The sequence below is a fragment of the Bacillus sp. JHAA genome, from assembly GCF_036961585.1.
GTDB lineage: Bacteria > Bacillota > Bacilli > Bacillales > Bacillaceae > Bacillus > Bacillus velezensis.
In genome coordinates this window covers 549,679-573,817 of sequence record NZ_JBAMDE010000003.1, presented here as the reverse complement: position 1 = coordinate 573,817, position 24,139 = coordinate 549,679, and the positions used below count along the sequence as shown (strand labels likewise).

At 44.5% G+C, this 24,139-nt stretch carries 31 protein-coding genes; 9 read left to right on the top strand and 22 right to left on the bottom strand.

What is annotated here, in order from left to right; translation table 11 throughout:
- Window positions 1-48: 48 nt before the first annotated feature.
- The 7 genes from V7728_RS09995 to V7728_RS09965 form a co-directional block, all read right to left on the bottom strand.
- Window positions 49-1,050 (bottom strand): substrate-binding domain-containing protein, encoded by a 1,002-nt coding sequence (locus V7728_RS09995; protein ID WP_099566766.1) that lies wholly within the window; start codon window positions 1,048-1,050, stop codon window positions 49-51.
- Between the two features lie 83 nt (window positions 1,051-1,133).
- Complete coding sequence (locus V7728_RS09990) at window positions 1,134-1,970, bottom strand: SDR family oxidoreductase (RefSeq protein ID WP_069007444.1); 837 nt, start codon at window positions 1,968-1,970, stop codon at window positions 1,134-1,136.
- A complete protein-coding gene (gene uxuA, locus V7728_RS09985; protein ID WP_025284793.1) occupies window positions 1,967-3,043 on the bottom strand; it encodes a mannonate dehydratase in 1,077 nt (358 codons plus the stop codon). Before uxuA ends, V7728_RS09990 begins: the two co-directional genes overlap by 4 nt.
- A gap of 1 nt (window position 3,044) precedes the next feature.
- Window positions 3,045-3,680, bottom strand: a complete 636-nt coding sequence (locus V7728_RS09980; RefSeq protein WP_012117658.1) for a bifunctional 2-keto-4-hydroxyglutarate aldolase/2-keto-3-deoxy-6-phosphogluconate aldolase — start codon at window positions 3,678-3,680, stop codon at window positions 3,045-3,047.
- A gap of 13 nt (window positions 3,681-3,693) precedes the next feature.
- Window positions 3,694-4,713 carry a zinc-binding alcohol dehydrogenase family protein gene (locus V7728_RS09975; RefSeq protein WP_099566765.1) on the bottom strand — a complete coding sequence of 340 codons (1,020 nt, stop codon included), beginning with the start codon at window positions 4,711-4,713 and terminating at the stop codon, window positions 3,694-3,696.
- Between the two features lie 29 nt (window positions 4,714-4,742).
- Window positions 4,743-5,699, bottom strand: coding sequence for a sugar kinase (locus V7728_RS09970; RefSeq protein WP_099566764.1), 957 nt, complete (start codon window positions 5,697-5,699; stop codon window positions 4,743-4,745).
- Window positions 5,700-5,902: 203 nt separating this feature from the next.
- A complete protein-coding gene (locus V7728_RS09965; RefSeq protein ID WP_012117655.1) occupies window positions 5,903-7,321 on the bottom strand; it encodes an alanine/glycine:cation symporter family protein in 1,419 nt (472 codons plus the stop codon).
- Between the two features lie 376 nt (window positions 7,322-7,697).
- Between V7728_RS09965 and V7728_RS09960 the strand changes: the two genes are divergently transcribed.
- Together V7728_RS09960 and V7728_RS09955 are read left to right on the top strand one after the other, a co-directional pair.
- On the top strand, window positions 7,698-8,051 hold the full coding sequence (locus tag V7728_RS09960) for a hypothetical protein (protein ID WP_003153956.1): 354 nt from the start codon (window positions 7,698-7,700) through the stop codon (window positions 8,049-8,051).
- Between the two features lie 24 nt (window positions 8,052-8,075).
- Window positions 8,076-8,201, top strand: a complete 126-nt coding sequence (locus tag V7728_RS09955; protein WP_013352436.1) for a hypothetical protein — start codon at window positions 8,076-8,078, stop codon at window positions 8,199-8,201.
- A 52-nt stretch (window positions 8,202-8,253) separates the two neighbouring features.
- On the opposite strand, the gene parC is transcribed toward V7728_RS09955, so the two are convergent.
- The 3 genes from parC to V7728_RS09940 form a co-directional block, all read right to left on the bottom strand.
- Complete coding sequence (parC, locus tag V7728_RS09950; RefSeq protein ID WP_007410314.1) at window positions 8,254-10,677, bottom strand: DNA topoisomerase IV subunit A; 2,424 nt, start codon at window positions 10,675-10,677, stop codon at window positions 8,254-8,256.
- Window positions 10,678-10,679: 2 nt separating this feature from the next.
- Window positions 10,680-12,647: a DNA topoisomerase IV subunit B gene (gene parE / locus V7728_RS09945; protein WP_007611767.1), complete on the bottom strand. Its 1,968-nt coding sequence runs from the start codon at window positions 12,645-12,647 to the stop codon at window positions 10,680-10,682.
- 423 nt (window positions 12,648-13,070) lie between these two features.
- A complete protein-coding gene (locus V7728_RS09940; RefSeq protein WP_007410316.1) occupies window positions 13,071-13,478 on the bottom strand; it encodes a CoA-binding protein in 408 nt (135 codons plus the stop codon).
- 151 nt (window positions 13,479-13,629) lie between these two features.
- On the opposite strand from V7728_RS09940, the gene plsY reads away from it, so the two are divergent.
- Both plsY and V7728_RS09930 read left to right on the top strand, forming a co-directional pair.
- Window positions 13,630-14,211, top strand: coding sequence for a glycerol-3-phosphate 1-O-acyltransferase PlsY (plsY, locus tag V7728_RS09935; RefSeq protein WP_007410317.1), 582 nt, complete (start codon window positions 13,630-13,632; stop codon window positions 14,209-14,211).
- An 88-nt stretch (window positions 14,212-14,299) separates the two neighbouring features.
- Window positions 14,300-14,587: a HesB/YadR/YfhF family protein gene (locus V7728_RS09930; RefSeq protein WP_007410318.1), complete on the top strand. Its 288-nt coding sequence runs from the start codon at window positions 14,300-14,302 to the stop codon at window positions 14,585-14,587.
- A 33-nt stretch (window positions 14,588-14,620) separates the two neighbouring features.
- Here V7728_RS09930 and V7728_RS09925 read toward each other — a convergent pair whose 3' ends face one another.
- From V7728_RS09925 to acnA, 7 genes are all read right to left on the bottom strand, one after another.
- On the bottom strand, window positions 14,621-14,920 hold the full coding sequence (locus V7728_RS09925; protein ID WP_007410319.1) for a hypothetical protein: 300 nt from the start codon (window positions 14,918-14,920) through the stop codon (window positions 14,621-14,623).
- Window positions 14,921-14,935: 15 nt separating this feature from the next.
- Entirely contained in the window at window positions 14,936-15,352 is a 417-nt protein-coding gene (locus tag V7728_RS09920) for a YbgC/FadM family acyl-CoA thioesterase (protein WP_015239932.1), read from the bottom strand.
- 86 nt (window positions 15,353-15,438) lie between these two features.
- Complete coding sequence (gene tlp, locus V7728_RS09915; RefSeq protein WP_007410320.1) at window positions 15,439-15,681, bottom strand: small acid-soluble spore protein Tlp; 243 nt, start codon at window positions 15,679-15,681, stop codon at window positions 15,439-15,441.
- A 26-nt stretch (window positions 15,682-15,707) separates the two neighbouring features.
- Window positions 15,708-15,854, bottom strand: a complete 147-nt coding sequence (locus tag V7728_RS09910; protein WP_003153977.1) for an acid-soluble spore protein N — start codon at window positions 15,852-15,854, stop codon at window positions 15,708-15,710.
- Between the two features lie 63 nt (window positions 15,855-15,917).
- On the bottom strand, window positions 15,918-16,043 hold the full coding sequence (locus V7728_RS09905; protein ID WP_012117651.1) for an FbpB family small basic protein: 126 nt from the start codon (window positions 16,041-16,043) through the stop codon (window positions 15,918-15,920).
- 78 nt (window positions 16,044-16,121) lie between these two features.
- Complete coding sequence (locus tag V7728_RS09900; RefSeq protein ID WP_015239931.1) at window positions 16,122-16,631, bottom strand: TlpA family protein disulfide reductase; 510 nt, start codon at window positions 16,629-16,631, stop codon at window positions 16,122-16,124.
- Between the two features lie 61 nt (window positions 16,632-16,692).
- Window positions 16,693-19,419 carry an aconitate hydratase AcnA gene (gene acnA / locus V7728_RS09895; protein ID WP_094031739.1) on the bottom strand — a complete coding sequence of 909 codons (2,727 nt, stop codon included), beginning with the start codon at window positions 19,417-19,419 and terminating at the stop codon, window positions 16,693-16,695.
- A 231-nt stretch (window positions 19,420-19,650) separates the two neighbouring features.
- Here acnA and sspO point away from each other — a divergent pair, with 231 nt between their 5' ends.
- The 4 genes from sspO (at window position 19,651) to V7728_RS09875 (ending at window position 21,100) form a co-directional block, all read left to right on the top strand.
- On the top strand, window positions 19,651-19,797 hold the full coding sequence (gene sspO, locus V7728_RS09890) for an acid-soluble spore protein SspO (protein ID WP_003153982.1): 147 nt from the start codon (window positions 19,651-19,653) through the stop codon (window positions 19,795-19,797).
- A 29-nt stretch (window positions 19,798-19,826) separates the two neighbouring features.
- Window positions 19,827-19,973 (top strand): small acid-soluble spore protein P, encoded by a 147-nt coding sequence (locus tag V7728_RS09885; RefSeq protein ID WP_003153984.1) that lies wholly within the window; start codon window positions 19,827-19,829, stop codon window positions 19,971-19,973.
- A 93-nt stretch (window positions 19,974-20,066) separates the two neighbouring features.
- A complete protein-coding gene (locus V7728_RS09880) occupies window positions 20,067-20,438 on the top strand; it encodes an Hsp20/alpha crystallin family protein (protein ID WP_003153985.1) in 372 nt (123 codons plus the stop codon).
- Between the two features lie 233 nt (window positions 20,439-20,671).
- The gene (locus V7728_RS09875) at window positions 20,672-21,100 is read left to right on the top strand and encodes a DUF2621 domain-containing protein (RefSeq protein ID WP_007410325.1); all 429 of its coding nucleotides are present in this window, start codon (window positions 20,672-20,674) and stop codon (window positions 21,098-21,100) included.
- 27 nt (window positions 21,101-21,127) lie between these two features.
- On the opposite strand, the gene V7728_RS09870 is transcribed toward V7728_RS09875, so the two are convergent.
- The 3 genes from V7728_RS09870 to V7728_RS09860 form a co-directional block, all read right to left on the bottom strand.
- Window positions 21,128-21,619, bottom strand: coding sequence for a CcdC family protein (locus V7728_RS09870; protein WP_007611735.1), 492 nt, complete (start codon window positions 21,617-21,619; stop codon window positions 21,128-21,130).
- Between the two features lie 79 nt (window positions 21,620-21,698).
- Window positions 21,699-22,061, bottom strand: coding sequence for a response regulator (locus V7728_RS09865; protein ID WP_007410327.1), 363 nt, complete (start codon window positions 22,059-22,061; stop codon window positions 21,699-21,701).
- 84 nt (window positions 22,062-22,145) lie between these two features.
- Window positions 22,146-22,853: a cytochrome c biogenesis protein CcdA gene (locus tag V7728_RS09860; RefSeq protein WP_088056486.1), complete on the bottom strand. Its 708-nt coding sequence runs from the start codon at window positions 22,851-22,853 to the stop codon at window positions 22,146-22,148.
- Window positions 22,854-23,054: 201 nt separating this feature from the next.
- Here V7728_RS09860 and V7728_RS09855 point away from each other — a divergent pair, with 201 nt between their 5' ends.
- On the top strand, window positions 23,055-23,228 hold the full coding sequence (locus V7728_RS09855) for an aspartyl-phosphate phosphatase Spo0E family protein (protein ID WP_012117647.1): 174 nt from the start codon (window positions 23,055-23,057) through the stop codon (window positions 23,226-23,228).
- Between the two features lie 73 nt (window positions 23,229-23,301).
- Here V7728_RS09855 and V7728_RS09850 read toward each other — a convergent pair whose 3' ends face one another.
- Together V7728_RS09850 and sirA are read right to left on the bottom strand one after the other, a co-directional pair.
- On the bottom strand, window positions 23,302-23,520 hold the full coding sequence (locus V7728_RS09850) for a YneF family protein (protein WP_003153994.1): 219 nt from the start codon (window positions 23,518-23,520) through the stop codon (window positions 23,302-23,304).
- An 85-nt stretch (window positions 23,521-23,605) separates the two neighbouring features.
- Window positions 23,606-24,052, bottom strand: coding sequence for a sporulation inhibitor of replication protein SirA (gene sirA, locus V7728_RS09845; RefSeq protein WP_003153995.1), 447 nt, complete (start codon window positions 24,050-24,052; stop codon window positions 23,606-23,608).
- Window positions 24,053-24,139: the final 87 nt, after the last annotated feature.

Genomic DNA, 24,139 nt, shown 5'->3' with positions numbered 1-24,139 from the left:
TCAGACATTTAAATTGCCGGAGTAAACCGGTTTATGCAATGAAACCGGTTATCCGGATTGCCTTGCGAGCAGCGCCGGTTTATAGCGGTGAATCCGTTTTTCACCGCCATCTTTTTCTTGTATCTGGCGAAGAAGAAGGCTTCCCGCTTTTCGCGCCATTTCTGCCGCAGGCTGGACGATCGTCGTAATCGGAGGAGTAAAAAAACCCGCAAAAGGAACTTCATCAATTCCGATGACGGCTGCCTTATCCGGAATTGTCATATCATGCTCCTTCATATACTTCAGCACCTCAACAAGAACGATATCGTTTGCCGCCAATATCGCTTTCGGAGGCTCCTCAAGTGAGAACAGCTCTGACAAAACATTGGAAATATCAGCCGCATCGGCTGTTTTGATATATTCGTCCCGCACCATCATTCCGTGGCGGTCAAGCGCCTTTTTATACCCTTCAATCCTTTCTACCCTCGGACTGATTTCCCGAATAATGGACGTCGTAATAATCGCAATTCTCTTAATGCCGCTTTCGATAAACCGGTCAACGGCAAGACCGGCTGCATGATGGTTATCAAGCATCACTGTCGGAATCCCGAGTTCTTCAATGGTTCTGTCCATAAACACGACCGGAAACGTATCGCGTTTCATCTTTTCATATAAAGAGAGATTTTCGCCCGTCGGAAAAATAATAATTCCGTCCACCTGCTTAGCCCGCAGCATTTCAATATATTTCTTTTCTTTTTCCGGTTCATCATCCGCATTGCAGACAATAATATGAAATCCTTGTTCATGAAAATAGTCTTCCACCGCCCTGATGACCTGAGTGGAAAAAGTGTGAAGAATATTAGCCACCACCACACCTACTGTAAATGTTGATTTCTGTTTTAAGCTGCGGGCGACGAAATTCGGCTGATAGTTCAGCTCTTGAATGGCCGCTTCTATTTTTTGTTTCGTTTTCTCGCTCATATAGTCATAGCGCTGATTTAAAAATTGAGATACAGTGCTTTTAGATACGTTTGCAAATTTCGCCACATCAGAAATTGTAATGGTTTTCATGGACTCATCCCCGTCTGTCTTCATTTTTCACTAGTATAAGTCAGAAGTAAATGGTTTACAATCTGACAGGGACATGGATTCTGTCACACTCCGGAATAAGCCATAAAACCTCCGTCGACGGGAACGGTGACCCCGGTGACGAAGCCTGAGCATGAATCATCCGAAAGCCACAGGAGCGTTCCCAGAAGGTCTTCCGGTTTCCCGAAACGTTTCATCGGTGTATGTGCCATAATCTTATTGGATCGGTCTGTCAGACTTTCATCTTCCTGTAATAACAACTCACGGTTTTGCGCTGTCAAAAAGAAACCCGGAGCGATGGCATTCACCCGCAGCCCTTTTTTTGCGAAATGAACAGCCATCCACATCGTAAAATTCTGAATCGCCGCCTTGGCCGCGCTGTAGGCGGGCACCTTTGTCATCGGTGTATACGCACTCATAGAAGAAATATTAATAATCGCGGGACATTCCGCCTTCAGTAGGTCTTTTCCAAACACTTGCGATGCCAGAAATGCACCGGTAAAGTTGGTTGAAAATACGCTGGAAAACCCCGTTTCGTCCATATCAAAAAATGATGTGCCCTGCTCATCCTCTTCATACGTCTCACTGGCAGTGATCGCATCAGGGTGGTTTCCCCCGGCTCCGTTAATTAAAAGATTGACAGAACCAAACCGGCTGATAATCTCGTCTTTTGCCTTTTCGAGCGAATCACGGGCTGAAACATCAGCCGGTACAGAAACCGCGGTTCCTCCAGCGTCAGCAATCTCGCCCGCCGCACGCTCTGCTTTATCAGCATTCCGGCTGACGATCGCAATTTTCATCCCCTGCCGTGAAAGCTCCTTTGCCATTGCTGAACAGAGAACACCGCTCCCGCCTGTTATGACAGCGGTTCTTCCTGATAAACGTTCATGAATCGGTCTCATCTCTTCACCCCTTTCTCATGAGACGAGAACGCATCCCACAGCCCGTTCAAGTACATAATTCCTAAAGCACGATCATATAAACCATAACCCGGCCGGCATTGTTCGCCCCAGATATGACGGCCGTGATCAGGCCGTACATATCCTTTATAGTCTTGGCCGTGCAATTCTTTTACCACACCGGTAATATCAATGGACCCATCACTGGTAAGATGCGAAGTTTCCGTAAAATCACCGTTATCGCAGATTTTCACATTTCGTATATGGGCAAACGGCGCAGCTCCCGCATAGTGTTTGGTGATCTTCACCATATCATTGGCGGGATCCGCTCCCATCGAACCCGTGCACAACGTAATACAGTTGGCGGGTGAATCTGAAATCTCTTGCAGCTTTTCATAACTTTTCTCACCGGTGATAATACGGGGCAGGCCAAAAATTGACCAGGGCGGATCATCCGGATGAATGGCCATTTGAATGCCGTGTTCCTCCGCTACAGGAAGGATTTCATGTAAAAAGAATTCTAGATTGGCCCAAAGCTGTTTTTCATCAACCGTTTGATAGGCCTCAAACAGTTCCTTGATCCGGGCCATTTTCTCCGGCTCCCACCCGGGAAGCGTCAAATCAGAAGATTCTTCAACCGTGCGGATGAGTTCCTCCGGAGGGAGACTTTCCACTTTCGCTTTTTCAAAAAACAAAGCGGTTGACCCATCCTCCAGCGCGCGGAACATATCGGTACGCGTCCAGTCAAATATCGGCATGAAATTGTAACAGATGACTTTCACGCCGAATTCGGACAGATTGCGAATGGTCTGTTTATAGTGCTCAATATATTGTCCGCGTTCTTCATGACCGAGTTTAATGGCTTCATGAACATTCACGCTTTCCACGACCTCTGCATGAAACCCATAGGATTGAATGTATCTGACTTCCGCTTCAATGTCCTCCTTTTCCCATACATCGCCCGCGGGCTTCTGGTGAAGAGCCCAGACGATGCCTTTGACCCCGGGAATTTGTCTGACATGTTCAAGAGTCACCGTATCATTACCTTGGCCGTACCAGCGAAACGTGATATTCATGTTACACCCCCGTATATTCGTTTTTTCGGCAGACGTATTCTTTGCTGAGGGATACAGCAGCTTCATAGCCGCCCTTTTGATAAGCTTTTGTCAAGTCGCTTCCCACACCGACCGCGACCGCTCCGGCAGAGAGCCAGTCATTCATGCTGTTTAATGAGATACCCCCGGTCGGCATAATGCGGACATTCGGCAGAGGACCGTTGACCGACTTGATAAATGAAGGGTCAAACGAATTAGCGGGAAACAGCTTTACCACATCACATCCGGCTTCAAGCGCCAAAGCCATATCAGACACGCTCATGCATCCCGGAAGATACGGTACGCTGTACTGGTTGCATAGAGACGCTATCTCTTTTACAAAATGAGAGCTGACGATAAATGAGGCGCCTGATAAAATGGCGTGTCTCGCCGTTTCTGTATCCATTACAGAACCGGCTCCAAGAAGAATATCTTGATGCCGGAGTTCCTTAAAGACATCTTCCACTTCAGGAGTTGTGTATGTAAGCTCAATGGCGCTGATACCTCCTGAAATGGCCGCTTTTGAAACTTCAAGCGCCTCTTGGCTGTTTTGTCCCCTTATGACAGCCACCACTTGTGCATGCAGAAGTTTTTCGTAAATGGCGTACTTAGGCAGCATTCTCGCTCCTCCTTTAATCAAACGTAATGATTGCTTTTCCCACCTTGCCCGGGTGCTGTTCGATCAACTGAAATGCTTGATGGACGTCATCTGCTGAAAATGTATGTGTAATAAGACCGCCGTGCGTTAACAGGCCTTTATTCAGTAAGTCTGTAATGTACGGAAACTGATTCGTCTGCAATCTTGAACCGGTTATCGTGACTTCCTTTTTTGTGATCGGAAGCTGAGAAATGCCGGCAGTCCTCTCATCAAAACCAAGCACAACCACATGACCGGCCGGAGACACCGCGTCAATGGACGTTTCAAACGTTGAGGGGAGACAGACGGCATCAATGACGACATTGGCGCCTTCTTTTTTTGTCCATTCGTTCACCCGCAAAACGGGATCTTCTTTTTGCGCGTTGACGGTAACGTCCGCACCGTTTTTTTCAGCGAATGCCAAGCGTTCATCATTCAAGTCGGTTATCATGACGGAAGCGCCTTTGAACTTTGCCATTTTTAATATGCAGATTCCGATCGGTCCCGCTCCCTGAATCAAAACGGTATCTTCCTTCTCGACACGGCCTCTCCAAACGGCCTGGGCGCCGATCGTATATGGTTCTGCCATGACCGCTTCCTCCCAGGGCAGATCGCGGGAAACGGCATGCAGCTGCTTTTCCGGAACCACGATATATTCCCGCATCCCGCCATCTTCATGAACGCCGAACACCGAAAGCGCTTTGCAGACGTTCGGACGTCCTTTCCGGCAGGCATAGCATGTTCCGCAATAAGATATCGGTTCAACCACTACGCGGTCACCCGGCTTGAAACGCCGGACATGAGAACCGGTCTTTGCGACTTCCCCTGTGACTTCATGTCCGATTACTCTCGGCAGGGACGCTAACGGATTTGTCCCATGATAAATATGCAAATCTGATCCGCAAATTCCGACCCGCTTCACCTTGACAAGAACATCATCCGCGTGGACAACAGACGGTTTCTCACATTCCGTCACCATCAGATCAAATGCTTTCCGTACTTGAACCGCTTTCATTTTCTCACCCGCTTTTTAAGTTGTGCTTGCTACCGTTCAATCACAGTCTCTTTGTTTACAAATGACAGAACCTCTTCTAGATAGGGAAGCCCTTCATTATCACCGGAAACTGTGGTGACGAGCGCACCGACCGCATTGGCAAACTCCAGACGTTTTTCCGGTTCAAAACCATGCAGATAACTGTACAGGTAGCCGGCATTAAAGCCGTCACCCGCTCCTACCGTGTCAACAGGCGCAACCGGGAAAGCCTCTTTGTGAACCCACTTATGATCATGATACAGCGCAGAACCTGCTTCACCGTCTTTTATGACGAGCTGGCTGATTGAATAGGTCTCTGCAAACCGGGCTAATGCTTCATTTTCCCCTATACCTGTCAGCTGTTTCATTTCGTCCCGGCCCGCCAGAAGAATATCAGTATGCGGAAAGATTTGATGAAATGCCGCACGCGCCTCCTCAATCGTCCACAGCTTCAGCCTGATATTCGGATCAAAAGATACGGGAATCCCTCTTGCTTTGGCGATGGAAAGCACCCTTTCAGCAATTTCAAGATTTTTCTTATCAAGCGCGAGGAACACACCGGTAAGATGAACGATGTGAATGCCGGCAAACATATTCTCTGTTATATCTTCCGGTGCAAGAGTCAGAATTGGTGAATTGAAACGATAATAAAACGTCTTGCCTGAACCGTCATTTCTGATCTCTTTGACATTTAAAGATGTAGGAAAGCCTTCAACATAGGAGACGTCAGTCACATCAATTCCTTCTCCTTTGGCAAACTGATAAATCACTCTGCCGAACTCATCCTTCCCCAGTCTGCTGACCCACTTTGAGTGCAGATTCAATCTGGCGCATGCAATCGCAAAATTCAGTTCAGCTCCTCCTGCTTTTCGTTCAAAATGGGTAACAAAACGCAAAGGTCCTGTGCTTGCGGGATTTAAGGTGATCATCGCATCACCGATCGTAAAAATACCATAATCAGAAGCCACATCAATACTCCTTTCTTTTAAGACTAAATCGGTTTGGTAAACCGGTTTAGTAAAACTTTATATGAAAACCCTTACACACGCAAGAGAAAAATACAATAAATTCAAAAAAATCTGTTTTCAGTAAAAATAACCCGGTTTTTCACATAAAAAAACCCCTCACAACAAAATGTAAGGGGTTTTTTGAAAATTGTATGCATGTTTCCTCAGTTAGCAGTCTTACGTTCGGGGCTTGTACCTTCTTCTTCCGCCCATGTTTCAATATGCTTGAGCTCCGGGGTATTCTCGGCTTTGAATACAGGATCAAGACCTTTTTTGCGCTGAGCGGCATAATCCTTATAGATCTTGTAGGCTACATTACTCAGCAGTAAGATTGCCACTAAGTTAATGAGAGCCAAGAGTCCCATAAACAAGTTTGCCATGTCCCAGACGATCTGGAAGTCAGCCAAACATCCGTATACCACCATCACTACGACGAATACGCGGTAAATATTAAGCCATGTTTTGCTTGTTTTAATAAATTCAATATTGGTTTCACCATAGTAATAGTTGCCGACGACAGAGCTGAATGCGAATAAAAACATCGCAATCGCAATAAATGTCGGGGCCCAGCCGCCGAGGTGGTGCTGCAATGCGGCTTGCGTCACTTGGATGCCGTCGCCTTTAGGCGTAAAGCTGTACAATAAAATGATAAAGGCAGTCGATGTACAAACGATAAATGTATCAAAAAACACGCCGAGCGTCTGAATTAATCCCTGCTTAGCCGGATGCGACACATGTGCAGCCGCTGCGGCATTCGGCGCGCTTCCCATACCCGCTTCGTTTGAAAACAGGCCGCGCTGCGCACCGATAATAATGATGCTTCCTAAGCTTCCGCCGACGATCTGCTCAAGACCAAACGCATTTTTCACAATCGTCATAAGCAATTCAGGTACCGCGGTAATATTCACAATTACAACATACAACGCGATCAGAATATACATACCCGCCATGACCGGAACGATAAATTGCGAAACGGATACAACACGTTTCAGCCCGCCGAATATAATGAAAGCCGTTAATACAGCTAAAATGATTGCGATAACTGTTTTATTCACATGGAATGCTTCGTCAAACGCCACAGAAATCGTATTTGACTGCACGGCGTTAAAGATAAGTCCGAAAGAAACGGTAATCAATACGGCGAATAAAATACCGAGCCAGCGGGCGCCCAGTCCCTTTGCCATGTAATATGCCGGACCGCCGCGGAATTCGTCACCGGAACGCACTTTATACAGCTGCGCCAAGGTGCTTTCCACAAAGCTGGAAGCCATACCGACAATCGCTACGATCCACATCCAAAATACTGCGCCTGGACCGCCTGTTGCAATCGCCAGCGCGACGCCGGTCAAGTTTCCGGTTCCGACACGAGAAGCGGCTGAGATAAAGAATGCCTGCATTGAAGACACTCCTTTATTTCCTTGCGGCTTCTCCCCGACGATTCTAAACATTTCAATAAAGTATTGGAATTGAATAAAGCGAAAACGGAACGTAAAGTACAATCCGATCCCGACTAAAATATAAACAAGATACTTCCAAATAAAATCATTTGGAACATTTATGATTTCACTGATGAAAGCCTCCATGTTTAACCTCCCTTTTACATATCTTTTACTGTCATTTTTGCTGCATATGTTAGATCTTTTAACACAACGAGTATTATTATATCACAACAACAGTGGTTGAGAAGTTTTTTTAAGAAAATGTTTCGGTTTCTACATCACGTCTTTTGCTGTCATGCCCCGTTTTTTATCTTACAGCCCGAAAAATGTTGTCATGCCATAAGGAATGCGTGCATATCATAACAAATAGGTCTTTAAGAAAAAAGAGATGAAAAGATGGATGGAATGGTATATACTTAACCAGGATAATAATTTTTTAAATTTAATAAATATGTTTACTTTACATTTAAATTAGGGTATTATAATAAAAATATTCAGACTTATGAAGGGGGGAGAACATTTGAAAAAAATCTTGTTTTTAAAAGCTTCTATTTTATTTTTAGCGATTGCAAGCTTTCATTTGCTCTCCATTCCCCATGCGTTCGATACTGCTCATCATTTTAAAGCGGTAGCCGACCAGCAGGAAATGCACGAAATGAAGGCCGGCCAAAATGCTGATGATGAGAAAAAATCGCTGACGGGCTCATATATCTTGACGGCGCTTTTTGCCGCTTCTGTCTCACTGATCGTGATATCAGACAGGAGACGCCCCGCTTCCCGGAGAAGACAGCGAAAGAAAAGCTTTTTAATCGCTAAATTTTATCAGTCCTCGTATTTCGATGAGCTTCATGTTCAACATCGCCTATCTATGTAACATAAAATGAGGAGGTTGTTAAACATGTTGTTTATCTTACGAATGGTGATTTTAGGGTTGTTTTCATTCACTGCATTGAATTTATTTGTATGGCAGGGAATCGAAGTCGTTCACGCTATCACTGACTTATTCGGCAGCCATGAAAGCTAAATAGTAAAACCTCCGCTCAATGAGCGGAGGTTTTTTTATTTTATTTTTACTCTTAAACATCAGACGCGGGGATACGCCATACATCTGTTACCGGCCCTGTCTCATCTTCATCGGTAAAGAAGGAGCCGTTGCTGTATCGGTCATTCGCCCGCAAGGACTTCACGGCGATTTCGATTCTCTCGCCTTTTTCTGTTTCCGCAGCGATCATGTCGGCTAAAGCGCACGCGAATACGCCGACTGCGCGATGCGGGTTCTTTTTAAGCTCACGCAGCATGATGACACCGCGCTTCGCCCTGGATGTTTTTTCGAATTCAGATAGGTTCATCCGCTTGATTGCTCCCCGCTGTGTGACAAGGACAAGCGAATCTGTCTCATGCAGAATTTGTCCTGATACGACGGTATCACCGTCTTTTACATTTATGCCCTTTACGCCGGCCGCACGGGCACCGACTACATTTACTTCATCTTCACCGAACCATAAACCGTACCCGAGGCGGGTGGCGATAAACAGCTGGCTGCCGCCGTCTGTGACATGAACATCAATCAGCTCGTCGTCCCCTTTAAGGTTAAGGGCAACAAGCGCTTTCGAGTAACGCTGCGCTTTGTAATGCGTCATTTCAGTTCTTTTCACCATGCCGTTTTTCGTCATAAACAATAAATATGAAGATGGATCAAATTCTTTTACCGGTATAGCTTTCACGATGGTTTCATCTCGGTCAATCGTGATGATGTTCGTTACGTGCTGCCCCATGTCTTTCCACCTGATATCGGGAAGCTGGTGAACCGGACAATAAACATAGCTTCCCTTATTGGTAAAGAGCAGGAGAACATCCGTTGTATTCATTTCAAATTGGTGAATCAGCCTGTCAGTATCCTTCATACCGAAATCCTGGCCGTTAGAAGCGGCAAATGACCGCTGGCTTGTTCGTTTTACATAGCCGTCTTTTGTGACTGTCACATATACGTCCTCAGAGGCAACCATGACTTCAAGATTGATTTTAATTTCCTCAATCTTTTCTTCAATGACAGACCGTCTGCTGTCAGCATAGGTCTTTTTCAATTTTTTCAGGCTGCTTGTAATGACTTTTAACAGCTTTTTATCATGACTTAAAATGGCTTCGAGCTCCTGAATTTTCTTGCTGAGCTCTTCCGCTTCCTCTTTTAGCGCCGTAATATCCGTGTTTGTCAGACGATACAGCTGCAAGGATACGATCGCTTCGGCCTGAGGCTCCGTAAATGCGAATTTAGACATTACGTTTTGTTTCGCATCTTTCTTGTCGCTGCTTGCCCGGATGACGGCTATGACCTCATCTAACACAGACAGTGCCTTCATCAGTCCTTCAACGATGTGGTGCCGCTCTTTTGCTTTTTGCAATTCAAAGACGGAGCGGTTTGTCACCACTTCCTTCTGATGGGAAATATACGCATCCAGGATGGCCGTAAGACTCATCAGCATCGGCCGGCGGTTATGTATGGCGACCATATTAAAGTTATATGTTGTCTGCAGATCAGTGTTTTTATATAAGAAATTCAAAATGCCTTTTGCATCGGCTTCTTTCTTTAACTCAACGACCACCCGAAGCCCCGTGCGGTCAGTTTCATCCCGGACTTCAGAAATGCCTTCGACTTTTTTGTCTATGCGGTATTCGTCCATTTTCTTTACGAGATTGGCTTTGTTTACTTCAAACGGAATTTCTGTAATGACGATCTGCTCCCGTCCGCCTCTTACGGATTCCACTTCAGCCTTGCCGCGGATAATAATTTTGCCTTTTCCGGTTTCATAAGCCTTCCGAATGCCGTCGACTCCTTGAATAATGCCTCCTGTCGGAAAGTCAGGCCCTTTAATCACCTGCATCAAGTCATCGACGGTGCAATCCGGAGATTCAATCCGTTTAATGACGGCATCAATGACCTCACCCAGATGATGAGGGGGAATATCAGTCGCATAGCCCGCTGAAATCCCGGTTGATCCGTTGACAAGCAAGTTAGGAAACATGGCGGGCAAAACAACCGGTTCTTTACTAGTGTCATCAAAGTTCGGAACGAATTCAACCGTATTTTTATCTATATCACGCAAAAGCTCGGACGCGATAGAAGATAATCTCGCTTCCGTATAACGCATGGCAGCCGGCGGATCACCGTCAATGCTTCCATTGTTGCCGTGCATCTCAATCAGCACATTCCGCACTTTCCAATCCTGGCTCATCCGCACCATCGCTTCATAAACAGAGCTGTCACCGTGCGGATGATAATTACCGATAACGTTTCCGACCGTTTTTGCCGCTTTACGGAAATTTTTATCGAATGTATTTCCGTCTGCGTGCATGGCGTATAAAATTCTCCGCTGCACCGGCTTTAAACCGTCACGAGCGTCGGGCAGCGCCCTGTCTTGAATAATGTATTTACTGTAGCGTCCGAAACGGTCGCCGATTACTTCTTCTAACGGTAAATCATGAAATAATTCTGGCTGTGCCACTATTAAACCTCCTCAGCGACCGACAAGTTTTCATTTTCTAAAATATTGCTTTCCTCATCTAATCCGAAGGCAACATTTTTTTCAATCCATTTTCTTCTCGGTTCTACTTTGTCTCCCATTAATGTCGTTACACGGCGTTCTACCCGTGCCGCATCGTCGATCTTGACTCTGACGAGCGTTCGCGATTCGGGATTCATCGTCGTTTCCCAGAGCTGGTCTGCGTTCATTTCTCCCAGACCTTTATAGCGCTGGATGGTATACCCTTTGCCGACTTTCTTTAAAACGCCGTCCATTTCTTCGTCGGACCAAGCATATTCAATAATCTCTTTCTTACCGCTTCCTTTGCTCACTTTGTAAAGAGGCGGAAGGGCGATGAAGACTTTTCCGTGCTCGATTAAAGGTTTCATATAGCGGTAGAAAAATGTTAACAGCAAGACTTGAATGTGCGCGCCGTCGGTATCCGCGTCCGTCATGATGATGATCTTGTCATAATTGATGTCGTCTATCTCAAAATCTGCGCCGACACCGCCTCCGATCGCATGAATAATCGTATTGATTTCTTCATTTTTGAAGATGTCTGCAAGCTTTGCTTTCTCTGTGTTGATGACCTTTCCGCGAAGGGGCAGCACGGCTTGGAATTTCCGGTCTCTTCCCTGTTTTGCAGAACCTCCCGCAGAGTCTCCCTCCACCAGATACAATTCATTCTTCGCCGGATTTCTGGAACCGGCCGGTGTGAGTTTTCCGCTCAGCGTCGCTTCTGATTTTTTGCGCTTTTTGCCGCTTCTCGCTTCTTCTCTCGCTTTACGGGCCGCTTCACGGGCCTGGCTTGCTTTAATCGCTTTTTTGACAAGCAGGGTTGCTGTATCGCGGTTTTCTTCCAGGAAATAAGCAAGATTCTCGGAAATGACGGCATCCGCGGCGGATCTCGCCTCACTTGTGCCAAGCTTCCCTTTCGTCTGGCCTTCAAATTGCAGCAGTTCCTCCGGGATACGCACGGAAATGATTGCGGACAAACCTTCCCTGATATCGGCGCCTTCAAGGTTCTTGTCTTTCTCTTTTAAAAGGGCGACCTTTCGCGCATACTCGTTAAACGCTCTTGTCATTGCCGTTTTGGCTCCTGATTCGTGGGTGCCGCCGTCCTTTGTTCTGACGTTATTAACGAATGACAGCATATTTTCTGAATACCCGTCATTAAACTGAAACGCGAAATCGACTTCAATGTCATGATGCTCGCCTTCAAAGGAAACCACTTCGCATAAAGCGTCTTTTTCCTCGTTTAGATAAGCGACAAACGCTTCAATTCCGTTCTCATAATAAAATACTTCTTTTACGCCGTTCCGTTCATCAATTAATTCTATTTTCAAACCTTTTAACAAGAAAGCCGATTCGCGCAGACGTTCTGACAGCGTGTCAAAATTATAAACCGTTGCGCTGAACATTGACGGATCAGGTTTAAAATGGGTAAGCGTTCCTGTTTTTTTGGTCGTTCCGATTTTTTCAAGTGAAGTCACGGGCTTGCCGCCGTTTTCAAACCGCTGTTTATACACATATCCGTCACGCTCAATAGTAACCGTCAGCCACTCCGATAATGCGTTTACGACAGATGCACCGACACCATGCAGACCGCCGCTTGTTTTATAGCCGCCCTGTCCGAATTTCCCCCCGGCATGCAGCACGGTGAAAATAACTTCCGGCGTCGGCTTTCCGAGCTTATGCATCCCGGTCGGCATTCCGCGTCCTCTGTCCTGTACGGAGATGCTGTTGTCCTTATGTATCGTTACGATAATATGATCTCCGTAGCCGGCAAGAACTTCATCGACGGAATTGTCGACGATCTCATATACCAGATGGTGCAGGCCGCGTGCGTCCGTCGAACCGATGTACATTCCCGGTCGTTTTCTGACGGCTTCCAGGCCTTCAAGCACCTGTATGGCATCTTCGTTGTAATCAAATTGCTGTTTTCTAGCCAAACGTACAAACCCCTTTCAAAAAACCTGCTCTTAATCATTCTCTTTTTTAAATGTTTTCATGTCTTTGTTTTTCAGTATGCGCAAGCTTCGGTCCAATTCTCCTCGGACTCACAATTATAACCAATATGCTTGATTTCGCAACATATTTAAGCGAATGGCTCGTTTTTTAGGCCGCAAGACATACATTCGAACGGCTTTTCATCTTTCTGGTGCCCTTTTCAGCGAATAAGAACATGAGTTCGCTTTCTATTATATAGCTTTATGCCGGCCATCGCAAACAGACTGTAAACCCCTGTATAAAGGGGTTTCTAAAAAAGCTGTTCATGCTTTATTGTATCTGTTTCATCATCATACGCAAAGAGTATTCTTTCAATAAAAAAGCAAAAACCCCTGATTTGCCAAGGATTTTTGCCTTTTTTGTTCCTATTTTATAACAGCGCGGGCGACTTTTATACATAAATCCATAACAGCCGTCCGTCCTTTGTCTGTAATCATGCGATACGCTTCTTCATTTGCAAGGCCCTGCTGCGCCCAAAAAACGGGAGCGTCCGTCTGTAAAAATTCTTCAGCGACGCCGGGAAGCTGCTCAGAGCGTCTGAACACATTCACGATATCAATCGGTCCCTCCACGTCTTTTAATGAAGCGACGGCTTTAACGCCAAGCGCCTCATCAATCGTTGGATTGACGGGAATAATTTCATACCCTTCATCCTGCATCGCTTTGGAAACCATGTAAGAAGTCCGGTCGGGACGGTCTGACAGCCCGACGACTGCGATCCGTTTGCTCCGGTCCAGGATTTCTTTAATCTCTGATTTTGAAGGATTTTGCATCTTTACCATCTCCTTTTGATATATTGTACATGACCGCTTCGCCGGAATCAAAAAAAGCGCTTTGTCAGCTTAATTCTCAAAAAACTTGTCATCAGACGGTAACAACTCGTGTTAAAATAGAGTGAAGGGACATTGAAAAGGAGAAATGTAGATGTTGATTGCTTTATTGATTATTTTGGCCTATGTAATAGGCAGCATCCCGTCAGGTTTAATCGTAGGCAAACTTGCGAAAGGGATCGATATTAGAGAACACGGAAGCGGCAATTTGGGCGCTACAAATGCTTTTCGCACGCTTGGCGTTAAAGCGGGATCTGTTGTCATCGCAGCCGATATTTTAAAAGGCACCTTGGCCGCGGCGCTCCCATATTTACTGCACGTCCCCATTCATCCTCTTCTCGCAGGGGTGGCAGCAGTAATCGGCCATGTATTCCCCGTGTTCGCAAAGTTTAAGGGAGGCAAAGCCGTAGCCACATCAGGGGGCGTCCTGCTGTTTTATGCTCCGCTGTTATTCGTTACGATGGTTGCAGTATTTTTCGTATTTTTATTCCTTACGAAATTTGTTTCTCTGTCTTCAATGTTAACAGGGATTTATACGATTATTTACTGTCTGTTTGTAAAAGACCCTTATTTATTAGTCGTAGTGACGCTCTTGACCGCGTTTGTTATCTACAGACACAGGGCAAACATCAAACGGATTATAAACAAAACAGAACCGAAGATCAAATGGTTTTGATGAAACTTCAATTTTGACATCAAAATGCCATATGCGTTTATAATAGAGATAATTTCTTTATATGAGAAACAAAAAGGGAGTGTTCCGGATGAACATGAAAGTAACGAAAGGCGCGCTGGATTGGTACAAAGAAGAGCTCGATCTGGAAACAGGCGACCATGTCCGTTTCTTTGTCCGTTACGGGGGATGCAGCAACGTTCAGAAAGGCTTTTCTCTCGGCATTTTAAAAGACCGGCCGATGAACATCGGCACCAGCACGGAAGTTGAAGGCATTACCTTTTTTATTGAAGAAAGCGACTTATGGTACTTTGATAATCACGATTTGTCAGTCACATATTCAGATCAGGCAGAAGAGCCGGTATTTGATTACGTGTAAGAAAAAAAGAACGCAGCGGATGCGTTCTTTTTTTTACAGCCTGAACCTTTTGAGATGATCAGTCAGATGTTCTTTTTCTAATATGCTTCTTTGCGTATCACCGAGCAGGTCAAAGTGGGGAAATTCATTTTTATGGTGAATCCACTCCGGCTTCAGCCCGTATTCCGCTCCCCATCTGATCAGTTTATTGAGATCGCTTGAACCGGCCTTCGTCACGGTCTTAGCCTCCGGAAAGCGGTCGTCCAGCCAGTAATGCGTTAAAAAAGCGATTTTCCCTTCCGATACATCCCGCTTCCATCTTTCCAGTTCCTTACGCGTAATTCCAAATGCCATAACTGCAGCCGCTCCTTATTTTTTTGCCTTTTCGTAAGCGGCATGCCAATCAGGAAAAGCCTTGCGAAACTGAATCGGTTTGAAGCTCTCTTTATCAACGCATATATGAGAGGATGTCGCTGTGATGGCAAGTTCTTGATCCGGATTATAGATGTGGTAGCCGTAAACGGTTTTAAATCCGTTATATTCTTCAATCCAAGTATGTACGACAGCCGTTTCTCCGTAGCGGAGCGGCTTTTTATAAGAAATGCTGATATCCAATACAGGGGACAGCACTCCTCTATCTTCCATATCCTTGTAAAGGAATCCGAGTTCCTTAATCAGCGCCGTTCTGCCGACCTCCATCCAGACTAAGTAATTGGCATGATAGACGATACCCATTTGATCTGTTTCCGCATAACGCACTTCTATTTCTTTTTTTGACACATGCAACGTTCTCTGCTCCCTTATTATCAGATTAGCCCCATTTTATCACAACGAGCCGGAAAGAGAAAAAAACCAGGTTTCCCTGGTTTTTATTATGATTGATAGCCGTTTTCTCTTGCAGCCGATTCATCCTGGATTTCACTGCGGAACGATTCAATGCTTTCATTGCGTCTGGCATTCTTCTCTTGAATGCGCTGTTTTTCCTCATCTGTCGCAAATTCCATTGATTCTTTGGCTTCTTCTATATTTTCAATGGTATTCTGCACCATATCCTGCAGCTTTTCAACGTTATCGGAACGGTCATCCGGATTCGGTTTTTGATAATTGTTTGTCATAATGTCTGCTCTCCTTTGATATGATGTTATTCGCCTTTCGTCTGCATGACAATCGGATGTCCGTTTGACTTGTCATGAAACTTTTCCCCTTTGTTGCGTTTATATTTAACGGGTTTTGTCCCTAAGTGGCTCGGAGCGTATTGCGGCTGGCCGTCTTTCTTGTTTATGCCCATGTTCATCCCTCCTTAAGAGTATATTTTGCAAAAGGAGGTGCAAACATGACTGCAAATTAAAGGTTATTTTTGTTTGAACCGCTGCTCCAGCTTTTCTTCAAGCTGATTCAAATATTCCGTATTGGTCATCAGCTCACGTTTATTTTCCATAACCAATTCATGAAAAGAACGTTTTCGCATTTTTTTCAATCTTCTCACCTCCGTGTTTTCATTCATTTTTTCCAATTTTTCAAAACCTAAGCCCTTCACAATAAAAAAACTGAACCTCTATTTGAGATCCAGTTTTTCTTTCATTTCTTTTTTTGTCATCGTGCCTACGCGAATATGCTGAATGGTTCCTTTTTCGTCTAATATGTATGTTGTCGGATAAGAAAGCACGTTGAAATCTCCGTTAATTCCGCTTTTGTCAATCAGAATAGGAAAGGTCAGCTGATAATGATCAGCAAATGATTTCACATCCTGTATATTTTTTTCAGAGGATGTAAAATTAACGGCTGCTACCGCAATATCAGGATATTCTTTCTGCAGCTCCTGCATATCGGGCATTTCCATTCGGCACGGCTTGCACCACGTCGCCCAGAAATTGAGGAGCACTTTTTTTCCTTTATAATCAGAAAGGGAGATACTTTTTCCTGACAATGTATAAAGTGTAAAGTCAGGGGCTTTCATCCCTTCTTCCGTCCCTTCTTTCGGACTTTTTTGTACAGAATAAATGTTCCAGCCCGCATACACTAACAACCCGATAAGTAACATTCCGCCCAGCCATTTCGCAAGCATCTCAAGGCCTCCCGCATAAAAAGAGAGAAAGCAGACTGCTTTCTCTCCTTTGTTCATACTGCTACTGTTTCATTTTATCGCGAAGCACCATTTGTAAAATGCCGCCGTGGCGATAGTAATCAATTTCCACTTCACTGTCAAAACGGACAACAACTTCAAATGTTTTTACCTTACCGTCTTCACTGATTGCTCTGACAGTCAGCAAGTCGCGCGGACGTACAGATTCATCAACATCCACCTCGATGACTTCCTTACCGGTTAAGCCGAGTGTATCCGCGTTTTCACCCTGTTTGAACTGAAGCGGCAGCACACCCATGAAGACGAGGTTGCTTCTGTGAATTCTTTCAAAGCTTTCGGCAATGACTGTTCTGATGCCGAGCAGGTTTGTTCCTTTTGCAGCCCAGTCACGTGAAGAGCCCATTCCGTAATCTTTTCCGGCCAGGACGACAAGACCCGTTTTATCATCTTTATACCGCATGCAGGCATCATAAATAGATGTCACTTCCCCGGTAGGCCAATGTGTTGTGTATCCGCCTTCTGTACCCGGTGCGATTTGGTTTTTAATGCGGATATTGGCGAATGTTCCTCTCATCATGACTTCATGGTTTCCGCGGCGTGAGCCGTAAGAGTTAAAGTCACGAGGAGAAACGCCTTTTTCCTGCAGGTATTTGCCCGCCGGTGTGTCTTTTCCGATCGCTCCGGCCGGAGAAATGTGGTCAGTCGTCACAGAATCGCCGAATTTGCCGACAACGCGAAGTCCTCTTAAAGGCTCAACTTTTCCCGGCTCTACAGACATTTCCTCAAAGAACGGCGGGTTTTGAATGTAAGTGGAATCCTGATCCCACTTGTACAGCGCTTCATCCGTCGTTTCGATTTCGTTCCAGCGCTGGTTGTCGTCAAATACCGTTTCATACTCTTTGCGGAATAATTCCGGCGTAACAGTCTGTTTGACGAGAGAATTGATTTCATCCATGGACGGCCAGATGTCATCGAAATAAACATTTTGTCCGTCATTTCCGACACCGATCGGATCCGTTTTCAGGTTGATATTCACAGTGCCTGCTAATGCGTATGCGACAACAAGCGGAGGTGACGCAAGGTAGTTTCCTTTGACAAGCGGATGGATCCGGCCTTCAAAGTTTCTGTTACCTGACAAGACAGAAGTGATCAAGAGATCATTTTTAGCAACCGCTTCTTCAATCTCTGGAGAAAGCGGGCCGGAGTTCCCGATACATGTCGTACAGCCATACCCTACGAGGTTAAATCCGAGCTCCTTCATGTAAGGAAGCAGGCCGGAGTTGACTAAGTATCCAGTAACAACCTTAGACCCCGGTGCAAGTGATGTTTTAACATAATTCGGCACTTTCAAGCCTAATTCTACCGCTTTTTTGGCTACCAATCCGGCACCGATTAATACATAAGGGTTTGATGTATTCGTACAGCTTGTAATAGCGGCGATTGCAATCGCCCCTGTTTTCATAACCGCATCTTCGCCGCTGTTAAGTTTAAATGAAATTTCTTTGTTCTCTTCATCAGCATCCGCTCCGAATCCTTGGTTGCCGGCCGGGCTGACTAGATGTTTTTTAAACGTTTCCTGCATAACGGAAAGCGGGATTAAATCCTGCGGACGTTTCGGTCCTGATAGGTTCGCTTCAATTTTTGACAGATCAATTTCCACAACGTCTGTAAAAATCGGCTCTTCCGCGTCAGGCGTATAGAATAAACCGTTGTTGCGGCAGTATGCTTCCACAATATCGATCTGCTCTTCTTCACGGCCGGTCAGACGCAGGTAAGAAAGTGCTTCCTCGTCAACCGGGAAGAATCCGCAAGTCGCTCCGTATTCCGGCGCCATATTGGCAATAGTCGCCCGATCCGCAAGCGGAAGCTCAGCAACACCAGGACCGAAGAATTCAACAAATTTATTGACTACGCCTTTTTCGCGCAGCACTTGAGTGACTTTCAGCGCCAAGTCAGTCGCCGTCGTTCCGTTAGGCAATTTTCCGACAAGTTTCGCGCCGATGACCTCAGGAACAGGGAAATATGAAGGCTGGCCGAGCATTCCCGCTTCCGCCTCAATACCGCCGACACCCCAGCCGAGGACGCCGATTCCGTTAATCATTGTTGTATGGGAATCTGTTCCCACCAAAGTATCAGGATATGTCACAAGTTCTCCGTCTTCCTCTTTCGTATGAACGACACTTGCCAAAAACTCAAGGTTTACCTGGTGAACGATACCTGTTGCAGGCGGAACGGCCTGATAATTGTTAAACGCTTTCTTTGCCCAGCTTAAAAATTTATAACGTTCTGCATTTCTTTCGAATTCTAAGTCCATATTAATGGCTAACGCGTCTTCCGTACCGGCTTTGTCGACTTGTACGGAGTGGTCAATGACCAGGTCAACCGGAATTTCAGGATTGATTTTATCAGGGTCTCCGCCGACAGAAGCCATGGCTTTTCTTAAAGATGCCAGGTCAACTACGGCCGGAACGCCGGTAAAGTCCTGTAGAATAACCCGTGACGGTTTAAACGGCACATCGATATCTTTTAATTCAGCAGTACCCCATCTTGCTAAATTTTCAACATGCTCTTTTGTAATGACGCGTCCGTCTACCTGACGCAAAACGGATTCCAAAAGAACCTTAATAGAATAAGGAAGTTTTGAAACATTGCCGACCCCTGCGTCTTCCAATGCTTTTAATGAATAGTAGTTGTATGTTTTCCCATTTGAAGAAAATGTTTTTCTTGCTTGGAAAACGTCTTGTGTTGCGACTTTTTGCTGATTTGTCATTCTCCAAAATCCCCCTTCAATGATCAAGATCGTTCTTTAGATGAATGTTCACATTCCATCACAATTTTCTCACAATTTCATCTTAGTATAAAATCATACATAAGTAAATATCAATGTTTTTATTAAATACAATAAGATCGTCTTATCAGCATGATTTTCGGTAAATTTTGTCCGATTTTCCGCCTCATACAACGGGCTGTAAAGAGCCATATTAATGTTGAGGTGATGATCATGGTAAAACGGAAAGCCAATCATGTCATTAACGGCATGAATGATGCGAAAAGCCAAGGCAAAGGCGCGGGTTATATAGAAAATGACCAGCTCGTCCTGACGGAAGAAGAACGGCAGAACAATAAAAAAAGAAAAACAAACCAATAGCCGGAACACCTTAAAAAGGAGGCATTAACATGACAAATAAAAATACGAGTAAAGATATGCATAAAAATGCTCCGAAGGGCCATAACCCCGGCCAGCCGGAACCGCTGAGCGGAAGCAAAAAAGTAAAAAACCGCAACCATACAAGACAAAAACATAATACAAGCCACGATATGTAAAACAGACCCCGTGTCTGTTTTTTTGTGCCATTCACCCATTCAAAGCTTCTGCATACGTTATAGCAAGGCTTTTTAATATGGAGGGATGCTTCCATGAATCACTCAAAAAACGCTGAAGAATTTGATGATACGGAAGAATGGCTGCGGCAGTTTTACGAGGACCCGTATGCTTGGTATGACGAGACGCTGCCGATCGATCTATATGAAACAAGCCGTCAATATATCATTGAAGCCGACCTGACGGCGCTGAAGCAGGTGCAAGCGATAACCGTCACTCTTTCGGGGAATGAATTTATGCTCTCTGTTAAAACGCTTGAACGGACGTTAAACAAACAAATGGTGCTTCCTTTTTATCTGAATGACAAACATATTTTCACTGATTTCACCAACCATATTCTGACCGTCTCCATGAACAAGGAGCCAAATGAGACTCCTGCCTCATTTTCCTTTCAATTTCCTCTATAACATAAAAAAGCCGCTTTCATCCCTCAATGGAAGCGGCTTTTTTGTCCGGTCATATCAGTCATATACCCTCAAAGTGAATCTCCCATGGCCAAATAGCAGAATCACTATACGATAGAATATGTTCTACCAACCGGAATGACTGGACATCTATCATTTTTTCTATTCTTTTTTTCATGTGTTCTTCTATTCTGTCTTCGTTTACAATATGGTTAAAGTAAGGAGGAGATAGAACAATGCTGGAAGGCTGGTTTATGTGGTTTATTTTATTTTGGGTCATCGTGATGATCGGATTGCTGTCTATCGGCGGGTTTTTTATGTTTCGAAAATTTTTAAAACGCTTACCGAAAGAAGACGGCCGGTCAGAACTGGATTGGCAGGACTATTATATTGAAAAAAGCAGGCACTTATGGAATGAGGGTGACAAGGCGTTTTTGGATGAATTGGTCGCCCCCGTGCCGGAGCTCTTTCGGGATGTAGCCAAAGCGAAAATCGCCGGAAAAATCGGTGAACTTTCCTTAGCGGAGGAAGCTGAACAAATAAATCGTGATTTAATCATCAGGGGTTACATACTGGCCACTCCTAAGCGTGATCATCAATTTTTAAAAAAGCATCTCCGTGAAAAACAGATTGATCTTACTCCTTATCAAGCCCTGCTCAAATAAAAAACCTTTCCGGCGTACGGAAAGGTTTTAATTCATCTGAATATCAGCGGTCTTCAGTTCATTCGAAAGTTTGCGGTAAGACAAAAACATCGCGATGCGCCACGGGACAATCATTCCGAAAGCCAGAATCCAAAACATTCCGCTTAAAGCTCCGTAATCAATCGTCGTGCTCAAAATGGATTTCATAGCGATTCTGATAACCAAGAGACCAATCAGGATAAACACAAACGCTTTTGACCGTTTTAAATAGATTTCATTATTTTTAATCTCAAATTTAGATGTTTTAATCAGAAAAATAGAGAAGATCACGCCCAGCGTAATGGCCTCCAAAAATTCTTCGCCCGTCACTCTGAAAATCGGAAAAAGGAACATAAGCGCTCCCGTACTCATGAAAATCGGCGGGAGAATTATTTTTTTAGGTGAAGCGGGCTTGTCGGAGGATTTAATCCTGACGATCATCACGGAAATTGCCATGGCCGCTGCAATAACGGATGAAATTATAATCATCATCTTTATCATTCCTTTGCTTGCACGGAGTTTGATACTATATACTATACTCCAAAAACATAAAAAAAACCAATTTGAAAAGAGAACACGTTTACGTTCCCGTTACCCGGCCTACGGCCTCCAGCACTTTAGATGCTTCAAACGGTTTAACGATAAAGTCTTTAGCGCCTAATTCAATCGCTTCCAGAACGATCCGCTGCTGCCGCATGGCGGTGCACATGATGATCCGGGCTTTCGGGTCAAAAGCTAAAATATCCTGCAGGGCCTGTATACCGTTTTTGACCGGCATGGTAATATCCATTGTCACCAGGTCGGGACGGATTTTTTGATATACTGCCAGGGCTTCCTCACCGTCAGCCGCTTCCCCGGCAACTGTATAATTCGCCGATTCCAGAATCTCTCTGATTTTCACCCTCATGAACTTGGCGTCATCTACAACTAAAACTCGTGTCATATTCCCCTCCACATATTTAACATTAACTAGTCTTATTGTACCAAAAACAAAAGGGTATATAATAGTTCAAAAGTTATTAATCCGTTACAGACCCGTAAATCCTCCGAAAAGATTTGACAGAACGATCAGAATGTAGCTCATCCAGTTAAAAAACAGCATAACTCCGATCAGAATCATAAGAATGCCGCCGATTTTCATGATAAGCAGCTGATGCTTGCGAATCCAATTCATTCTGGTAATAAAAAATGAAAGAACAAGAAAAGGAATCGCAAATCCGAGAACATATAAAAACATATACGGCACTGCTGAAGAAGGATTTGTATTGGCCAGCGAAAACACGGCCCCTAAAATGGGCCCGCTGCACGGCGACCAGCCGGCTGCAAACGCAAGACCGATCAGAACCGAACCGATAAACCCCTCCGGACGGCGCTTAAAGTGAATGCGCCGCTCTTTCATCATGAATTTCGGCTGAAACACACCGGCAGTAATCAGCCCGAAAAGGATCAGCATGATAGCGCCAAACTGGCGGATCGCTTCATGATATTGGGTAAAAAAACTGCCGATAAACGAAGTTCCATATCCCAATGCGATAAAAATCACGGAGAAACCAAGCAAAAAACAAAGTGTATGCACGAGGCCACGCTTTTGCAGCATCACCTTTTCTGTTTTCACCTCGTCCATACTGACACCAGTTATGTAAGATAAAAAGGCGGGGTACAACGGCAGACAGCATGGAGAAATGAAAGACAGAAATCCGGCCCCAAACGTCAGAAAGTAATTAAAACTCACGATGACACACTCCCTTCGAGTTATGACAAAATCATTTCATTTTTTTAACACTTTTCCGAGAAGGATTACTTTTTATAGAAAAAGCTTATATAATTTAATTTGACATCGAGATATTATACTCCTTCTTATTTGAAAAACAGTATAAATGTGGATATAATAATAGCGACTCAGGTGAAAGATTTATGTATGAAAGGATATATCCCTGTGATTAGAGAGCATCTATTAAATGAAATTGAAAAAAAACGGGCAGAGCTGCTTAAAATCGTCATGACAAACGGAATGACATCAAACATTACGATAGAACTCAGCCAGGAGCTTGACCACCTTCTCATACAATACCAAAAAGAACTGCACACCGGCAGTTGGGGTGAAACATGACGCCAAAATAAAAAACCCTCTCCGGGTTTTTTATTTTTATAACCATGTATCTCTATATCATAATCTGTACGTATTATTTCGCTTGATTATTCATGGCTTTCATCATTTGATTAATTTTCTTTTGAGAAGGTTTCATTCCCATTTGCATCATCATCATGCGTAACATTTGTTCATTAATAGGCGGATTCTTTTTCAAATAGCTCATCATATATTTACGAGCAATAAAAAACCCGAGTGCAACACCTATGAGCAATGCGACAACGCCCACTAGGATGCCAACCCATAAAGTCATTTTATTTCCTCCTTCATGTTGTCTAGTTTAAAGTGTACTAAACCAAAGGCTATTATACAACATTTACATCTCTTTTTCCTCGTTTTTAAACAAAATTTCTTTCTCTGACCGGATTTAACCACCCGTAGCGCCGTGTCTTGAAATCCATTGCAAGAAAACAGGGGCTGATTTTACGCAGAATCTCAAAGAAAATCGTTTCCGCCTCATAATCTCCCGAAGCCGCAATCTCAATTAAACTGTCTTTCATCATGAAGGTGGCGCGGCCCTTTTCTCCAGGCAGTGTAAGCCGGTAAATGGAATCCAAACGGCTGTAACTCATTCGGTTTAAATGCAGCTGGAGACGCTGATGCATATGTATCACCGGAATCGGTTCCGTTATATATTGAACTTGCTTTTCTGTCATTTGATATTCCTGGGGCGTCAGATCTGTCCAATGATAGTCTCGAAACAACTCAAACATAGCCGTTTCCCGCCCGAAGTAGTGGTTGGCAAACTCATCCTTTATCAGGTGCGTATAGTAATGACGTTCCATTTCCTCATCCCCTTTTACAGCGCTTCGTTATTGCTTTCTATTATACAAAAGGAGAAAAGAAAGAATTGTCTATTACTGTTACGCCGC

What these genes read in the sequence shown, in the direction of transcription:
- sspO (WP_003153982.1), top strand. Translation starts at nt 19,651, where the DNA reads ATGGTAAAACGGAAAGCCAATCATGTCATTAACGGCATGAATGATGCG.
- uxuA (WP_025284793.1), bottom strand. Translation starts at nt 3,043, where the DNA reads ATGAATATCACGTTTCGCTGGTACGGCCAAGGTAATGATACGGTGACT.
- V7728_RS09965 (WP_012117655.1), bottom strand. Translation starts at nt 7,321, where the DNA reads ATGGAGGCTTTCATCAGTGAAATCATAAATGTTCCAAATGATTTTATT.
- tlp (WP_007410320.1), bottom strand. Translation starts at nt 15,681, where the DNA reads ATGACAAACAATTATCAAAAACCGAATCCGGATGACCGTTCCGATAAC.
- acnA (WP_094031739.1), bottom strand. Translation starts at nt 19,419, where the DNA reads ATGACAAATCAGCAAAAAGTCGCAACACAAGACGTTTTCCAAGCAAGA.
- V7728_RS09900 (WP_015239931.1), bottom strand. Translation starts at nt 16,631, where the DNA reads ATGCTTGCGAAATGGCTGGGCGGAATGTTACTTATCGGGTTGTTAGTG.
- sirA (WP_003153995.1), bottom strand. Translation starts at nt 24,052, where the DNA reads ATGGAACGTCATTACTATACGCACCTGATAAAGGATGAGTTTGCCAAC.
- plsY (WP_007410317.1), top strand. Translation starts at nt 13,630, where the DNA reads ATGTTGATTGCTTTATTGATTATTTTGGCCTATGTAATAGGCAGCATC.
- V7728_RS09910 (WP_003153977.1), bottom strand. Translation starts at nt 15,854, where the DNA reads ATGGGCATAAACAAGAAAGACGGCCAGCCGCAATACGCTCCGAGCCAC.
- V7728_RS09875 (WP_007410325.1), top strand. Translation starts at nt 20,672, where the DNA reads ATGCTGGAAGGCTGGTTTATGTGGTTTATTTTATTTTGGGTCATCGTG.
- V7728_RS09975 (WP_099566765.1), bottom strand. Translation starts at nt 4,713, where the DNA reads ATGAAAGCGGTTCAAGTACGGAAAGCATTTGATCTGATGGTGACGGAA.
- V7728_RS09990 (WP_069007444.1), bottom strand. Translation starts at nt 1,970, where the DNA reads ATGAGACCGATTCATGAACGTTTATCAGGAAGAACCGCTGTCATAACA.
- V7728_RS09940 (WP_007410316.1), bottom strand. Translation starts at nt 13,478, where the DNA reads ATGCAAAATCCTTCAAAATCAGAGATTAAAGAAATCCTGGACCGGAGC.
- V7728_RS09930 (WP_007410318.1), top strand. Translation starts at nt 14,300, where the DNA reads ATGAACATGAAAGTAACGAAAGGCGCGCTGGATTGGTACAAAGAAGAG.
- V7728_RS09955 (WP_013352436.1), top strand. Translation starts at nt 8,076, where the DNA reads ATGTTGTTTATCTTACGAATGGTGATTTTAGGGTTGTTTTCATTCACT.
- V7728_RS09850 (WP_003153994.1), bottom strand. Translation starts at nt 23,520, where the DNA reads ATGACTTTATGGGTTGGCATCCTAGTGGGCGTTGTCGCATTGCTCATA.
- V7728_RS09880 (WP_003153985.1), top strand. Translation starts at nt 20,067, where the DNA reads ATGAATCACTCAAAAAACGCTGAAGAATTTGATGATACGGAAGAATGG.
- V7728_RS09885 (WP_003153984.1), top strand. Translation starts at nt 19,827, where the DNA reads ATGACAAATAAAAATACGAGTAAAGATATGCATAAAAATGCTCCGAAG.
- V7728_RS09865 (WP_007410327.1), bottom strand. Translation starts at nt 22,061, where the DNA reads ATGACACGAGTTTTAGTTGTAGATGACGCCAAGTTCATGAGGGTGAAA.
- V7728_RS09995 (WP_099566766.1), bottom strand. Translation starts at nt 1,050, where the DNA reads ATGAAAACCATTACAATTTCTGATGTGGCGAAATTTGCAAACGTATCT.
- V7728_RS09925 (WP_007410319.1), bottom strand. Translation starts at nt 14,920, where the DNA reads ATGGCATTTGGAATTACGCGTAAGGAACTGGAAAGATGGAAGCGGGAT.
- V7728_RS09870 (WP_007611735.1), bottom strand. Translation starts at nt 21,619, where the DNA reads ATGATAAAGATGATGATTATAATTTCATCCGTTATTGCAGCGGCCATG.
- V7728_RS09980 (WP_012117658.1), bottom strand. Translation starts at nt 3,680, where the DNA reads ATGCTGCCTAAGTACGCCATTTACGAAAAACTTCTGCATGCACAAGTG.